The organism is Burkholderia sp. KCJ3K979, assembly GCF_016759955.1.
GTDB classification, from domain to species: Bacteria; Pseudomonadota; Gammaproteobacteria; order Burkholderiales; family Burkholderiaceae; genus Burkholderia; species Burkholderia orbicola.
Genome location: NZ_JACFYV010000342.1, coordinates 1 through 4389, shown reverse-complemented (window position 1 = coordinate 4389; position 4389 = coordinate 1). Strand labels below are relative to the sequence as shown.

The 4389-nt window shown below is 67.5% G+C and carries 4 protein-coding genes; 3 read left to right on the top strand and 1 reads right to left on the bottom strand.

All coding sequences use genetic code 11. The annotated features are described in order from the left end of the window. The 3 genes from H3O04_RS34165 to H3O04_RS34155 form a co-directional block, all read left to right on the top strand. Positions 1 to 1451 (top strand): amino acid permease (locus H3O04_RS34165; RefSeq protein WP_202589385.1); only part of this gene is annotated, 1451 nt, incomplete at its 5' end. Between the two features lie 114 nt (positions 1452 to 1565). Next, entirely contained in the window at positions 1566 to 2834 is a 1269-nt protein-coding gene (locus H3O04_RS34160; RefSeq protein WP_202589383.1) for an NAD(P)/FAD-dependent oxidoreductase, read from the top strand. Between the two features lie 126 nt (positions 2835 to 2960). Then, positions 2961 to 3635, top strand: a complete 675-nt coding sequence (locus tag H3O04_RS34155; protein ID WP_012339399.1) for a TetR family transcriptional regulator — start codon at positions 2961 to 2963, stop codon at positions 3633 to 3635. 66 nt (positions 3636 to 3701) lie between these two features. Here the strand turns inward: H3O04_RS34155 and H3O04_RS34150 are convergent. Continuing rightward, positions 3702 to 4389, bottom strand: a 688-nt coding sequence (locus tag H3O04_RS34150; RefSeq protein ID WP_237666530.1) for a phospholipase D-like domain-containing protein, incomplete at its 5' end; no start/stop codon positions are given.

Sequence of the window (4389 nt, the reverse complement as noted above, 5' to 3'; positions counted from 1 at the left end):
TGTTCGTCGCGTCCGGCGCATCGATCTCGCAGGCCGGCCCCGGTGGCGCGATGCTCGCGTACATGCTGATCGGCCTGATGGTCTATTTCCTGATGACGAGCCTCGGCGAAATGGCCGCGTTCATGCCGGTGTCGGGCTCGTTCGCGACCTACGGCGCCAAATACGTGGACGAAGGCTTCGGCTTCGCGCTCGGCTGGAACTACTGGTACAGCTGGGCCGTGACGCTGGCGGTGGAGCTCGTCGCCGCGCAGCTCGTGATGCACTACTGGTTCCCGCATGTGCCGGGCGTCTGGTGGAGCGCGCTGTTCCTCACGCTGATCTTCGCGCTCAACGCGCTGTCGGTGCGCGGCTTCGGCGAGGCCGAATACTGGTTCGCGCTGATCAAGGTACTCACCGTGCTCGCGTTCGTCGGCGTCGGCCTGCTGATGATCTTCGGGATCATGCAGGGCGGCCCGAGCGCCGGCTGGGGCAACTTCACGATCGGCGACGCGCCGTTCGTCGGCGGCTGGGCAACGATGCTCGGCGTTGCGATGATCGCGGGCTTCTCGTTCCAGGGCACCGAAATGATCGGCGTCGCGGCCGGCGAATCGGAGAACCCGCGCACGACGATTCCGCGTGCGGTGAGCCAGATCTTCTGGCGCATCCTGCTGTTCTACGTGTTCGCGATCTTCGTGATCGGCGTGCTGGTTCCATACACCGATCCGAGCCTGCTGAAGAGCGACGTGACCGATATCGGCGTGAGCCCGTTCACGCTGGTGTTCCGGCACGCGGGTCTGGCCTTTGCCGCCGGCGTGATGAATGCCGTGATCCTGACGGCCGTGCTGTCGGCCGGCAACTCGGGCATGTATGCGTCGACGCGGATGCTCTACAACCTCGCGGTCGAAGGCCGCGCGCCGAAGCTGTTCGCGAAGCTGTCGCCGGGCGGCGTGCCGCGCAACGCGCTGTATGCGACCACCGCCGTCGGCGCGCTGTGCTTCCTCACGTCGCTGTACGGCGACAAGACGGTCTACCTGTGGCTGCTGAACACGTCGGGCATGGCCGGCTTCATCACGTGGCTCGGCATCGCGGTCAGCCACTACCGGTTCCGCAAGGGTTTCCTGAAGCAGGGCTACCAGCTCGAGCAGCTGCCGTACCGGTCGAAGTGGTTCCCGTTCGGCCCGCTGTTCGCGTTCGCGCTGTGCGCGGTCGTCGCGCTCGGCCAGGACTACCAGGCGTTCCTCGCCGACAAGATCGACTGGACCGGCGTCGCCGCGACCTACATCGGCCTGCCGTTCTTCGTCGCGATCTGGGTCGGCTACGCGCTCGTGCGCAAATGCCGGCTGGTGCGCTACGAGGACATGGAAATCGCGCCGTGGATCGAACGCAACGCGACGCATGAGGCTACCGACAAGGCCAACGCCGGCTATCCGGCCTATGTCGCCCGTCCGGTCAACCCGACGCCGGGCGCCTGACGCCCGGTAACGCGGCGGCCGCCGCGCTGAAGCTCCCATTCGACGCGGCGCGCGCGTTCAGGCAAGATCGACGCGCGCCGCCTGTTTTTCCGCCGTCACGAGTCACCAACACGCATGCAGAACTTCTACGAAGCCACCGTTACCCGCCAGCCCTACCCGCAACTGACCGGCACGATCGATACCCAGGTCTGCATCGTCGGCGGCGGCCTCGCCGGCCTGTGCACGGCGCTCGGCCTCGTCGAGCGCGGCGTGACGGACGTCGTCGTGCTCGACAGCGAACGGGTCGGCTTCGGCGCGTCGGGCCGCAACGGCGGCTTCGTGTTCGGCGGCTACAGCCTCGACAACGCCGACCTGCTGCGCACGCTCGGCCGCGACGAAGGGCGTCGGCTGTACCGGCTCACCGTCGACGCGGTCGACCTGATCCGCGCGCGCATCGCCCGCTACGGGATCGATTGCGACATCGTCGACCAGGGCGTGATGCTCGCGAACTGGTTCGACGATCCGTCGCGGCTCGACAGCGTACGCACGCTGATGAAGAACGAACTCGGCGTCGAATGGGAACCCGTCCCGACCGGCGCGCTGCGCGAGCGGCTGAAAACACAGCGCTATTACGGCGGCCTGTTCGAGCCGAACGCGTTCCATTTCCATCCGCTGAAGTACGTGCTCGGTGTCGCGGCGGCCGCGTCGCGCGGCGGCGCACGCGTGTACGAGCGCTCGGCCGCGCTCGGCATCGCGCGCGACGGCGCCGGCTACGTGGTGCGCACGGCGCAGGGCGCGGTACGCGCGAAGGACGTCGTGTTCGCCGGCGGCGGCTATGCGCGCGGCGTGTCGCCGCGCATCGAGCGCGCGGTGCTGCCGATCGCGACCTACGTGATTGCGACCGAACCGCTCGGCACGCGCCTGCCCGACGCGATCGACGCGCCGTACGCGATCTACGACACGCGTTTCGCGTTCGACTACTACCGTCCGCTGAAGGACACGCGGATCCTGTGGGGCGGCCGGATCTCCGTGCTCGACCGCGGCCCCGACGCGATCGCGCGCCTGCTGCGCCGCGACCTGCTGCGCGTGTATCCGCAACTGGAAGGCGTGAAGGTCGACTACGCGTGGGGCGGGTTGATGAGCTACGCGCGGCACAAGATGCCGCAGATCGGCCGCGACGCGGACGGCGTATGGCATGCGATCGCGTTCGGCGGCCACGGGATGGCGCCGACCACGGTGGCCGGCGAGGCGCTCGCCGCCGCGCTGGCCGAAGGCCGGCCGGTGCCGGACGGCTTCGCCGCGTTCGGACTCACGCGCACGTTCGGGCTGGCCGGCCTTGCCGCCGCGCAACTCGCGTACACGGCGTACCAGGCCCGCGACGCGCTCGCGTCCTGCCGCCGCTGAGCGCCCGCGACGGCCGAAACGACCGCGCCGACGGCCTTGCCGATTAGAGCGGAAGGTCGGCCGGGCGGGCATTTCCCACATGCTAGAATGCCTTTTCCACGCCGCCGCGAACCACAACAAAGTCACATGAAAGCAGGAAGCAAGGCCGCCACGTCCGACCCCCGCGCGCTTGCGTCCGATGCGCGGCGTAAATACGATCCCGAGCAAACCAAGCGCAACATCCTCGATGTCGCCACGCAGGAATTCTCCGCGATGGGCCTCGCCGGTGCGCGCGTCGACGCGATCGCCGAGCGCACGAACACGACGAAGCGGATGCTCTATTACTACTTCGAAAGCAAGGAAGGCCTGTACGAGGCCGTGCTGGAGAAGGTGTACGGCGACATCCGCGCGCTCGAGCAGGAGCTGCACGTCGGCGACATGGAGCCGCGCGAAGGCATGCGCCGCCTCGTCGAATTCACGTTCGACTATCACGACAAGCATCGCGACTTCGTGCGCCTCGTGTCGATCGAGAACATCCACGGCGCGAAGTATGTCGAACAGCTGAAGTCGTTCAAGAACCGCAACGTCAGCATCATCAAGACGCTCGAGGAACTGGTCGAGCGCGGGGCGGCCAGCGGCGTGTTCCGCAAGGACATCGATGCATTCGACCTGCACCTGCTGATCAGCTCGTTCTGCTTCCACCGCGTGGCGAACCGCTACACGTTCGGCGCTGCATTCGGCCGCGATCCGTCGGCACCGCGCCTGCGCGCTCGGCATCGCGACACGATCGCCGACGCAGTGCTCCGCTACGTCGCCGCGTAAGCGGCGGCAGTCGCCGACCGGGGCACGTGATATCCGCGCCCCCTCCAACTTCAGCCCTTCATCGCCTCAGTCCGTCGGCGCGACCGACGCCAGCGCGATCCGCGCCTTCTCTTCCGGGCTGCCCGCCACGTAATACTTCTTCGCCCAGCTCGAATCGGGCGCAAGCGCGAGCCGCGCATGCGCGCCCGCATCCGTACCCGTACCCGTGCCGTGCTGCCGTTTCGCGTTGATCGCCAGCGCCCGTGCGCGATAGTGCTCGTAAAGCCGCAGGAATTCCGCGAGATAGATCGCCGCGATCCGCTTGTCGCGGATCTCGAGCAGGTTCTCGTCGTTGTACTGCTCGGAATTGCGGCTCATGTTCGCCGAACCCGTATAGACGACCGGATTCGCGCCTTCCGCGTCGATCACGATGAACTTGTGATGGATCACGACGGGCGGAAAGGCCGGCGCCGGTTCGCCCGGAAAGAGTCGCAACTCCGGCTCGAAGCCTTGCGGCACGGTGGCCGGCGAAAAATACGACGCGTCGATCACGTCGTGGTTGTCGCGGCTGCGGTGGTACAGCTCGAGGTTCGCGAGCGTCGCCGCATCGAGCGTCTGCCCGGCCTGCCGCGCGGCATCGGCCTTCGTCGCGCTGCCCACGTTGATCTTGTTCACCAGGCCGAACATCATCAGCCCGCGATCGCCGGCCGCGAAACACGCATCGCGCAGCGCGGCGTCGGTCGGCATGAACAGGCAGAACGACACCGAATGCTTC

Coding starts and splice junctions, on each gene's coding strand:
- H3O04_RS34160 (WP_202589383.1), top strand. CDS start 1,566: ATGCAGAACTTCTACGAAGCCACCGTTACCCGCCAGCCCTACCCGCAA.
- H3O04_RS34155 (WP_012339399.1), top strand. CDS start 2,961: ATGAAAGCAGGAAGCAAGGCCGCCACGTCCGACCCCCGCGCGCTTGCG.